General features: G+C 55.1%; 1 protein-coding gene. It reads left to right on the forward strand.

From position 1 onward, the window contains the following. The first annotated feature begins 284 nt into the window (after positions 1 to 284). The gene (locus J07HQW2_RS12450; protein WP_021055892.1) at positions 285 to 551 is read left to right on the forward strand and encodes a hypothetical protein; all 267 of its coding nucleotides are present in this window, start codon (positions 285 to 287) and stop codon (positions 549 to 551) included. The last annotated feature ends 469 nt before the right edge of the window (positions 552 to 1020 follow it).

Below are 1020 nucleotides of genomic sequence, written 5' to 3' on the forward strand. Positions count from 1 at the left end.
CCCGTTGTTCTCGGGCGTGTCCGTGCTCATACACTGTGGTACGCTGGTGGTACTAATAGAATTGTCGCTCAGCCGTCGTCGCAGGCCATCTCCTGAAGCTTCTTGAGGAGTTCGGGGTGATTCTCTTCCAGTAGCCGAATGTCTTCAGTCAGTTCCTCGTTAATTTTCCGCCTGATTCAGGTGCGGTCATCAAAGACAAGAGCGTGACTGACGACGGGACGTACTCGGTCACGGACTGTGGCTCTGTTCCTAGGGGCCTCAACAACTTCCACGCCACCGCCAAAATGAACCACGGGCCGCTCGAAGTTGAAGGCGTCCACGAGGAGAATGGCTGGAGCGGCGTCGGGCTCCGGTGGACTTCTGGCCCCATCGAAGTCGGCACTGACCTCGATCCCGACGACGCCCGCGATCTGGTCGCTGAATGTGACGATCTCGGAGTTAGCCGCTCCGAGATCGTCGAAGCCATCCTCACAGCATTCGTTCAATCCGAGACAAATCACGTTGAACGGGTTCGAGAAATCATAATTCGGAAACGAAAAGACACTCTCTGACTATTTGTAAACGCCGTGCACTTAGTGCACGCATCTCTAAATCAGTAATACGTTATAATAGTAATCAAACTGACTGTAGTATGTGAAGAGTTCTATGACAGGCTCGTGTACGGGTTGCCAAGCCAGCCTCGCTCACCGACTGCGCTGCGTCTCGTTCATGTCTCGGTTACTGGGACCGCGACCGACGTACACGTCCGTTGAGTCCATCTTACAGTGGCCGACGCGTGTCCGGCGATCGTCTCCCGAGTACAGAAAAACGTTGGTCATCGATTCTGAGGGGCCTCCTGCCTGTGTTCCCAGCAGGTTCCGCGGGGATGCGTCGTGATCTCTAACTCATCAAGCCAAGCCCCACACACACTCTGTATTTCATCGCGATCCACTTTCCGTTTCGAGAGAGTTCACGACCCCACCTCCCACGACTCTGGTAGTTCGGCGAGTTGGCAGAACGGCAGAGTCGATCGTAGCCGAC

The organism is Haloquadratum walsbyi J07HQW2 (genome assembly GCF_000415985.1).
Lineage (GTDB): Archaea > Halobacteriota > Halobacteria > Halobacteriales > Haloferacaceae > Haloquadratum > Haloquadratum walsbyi_B.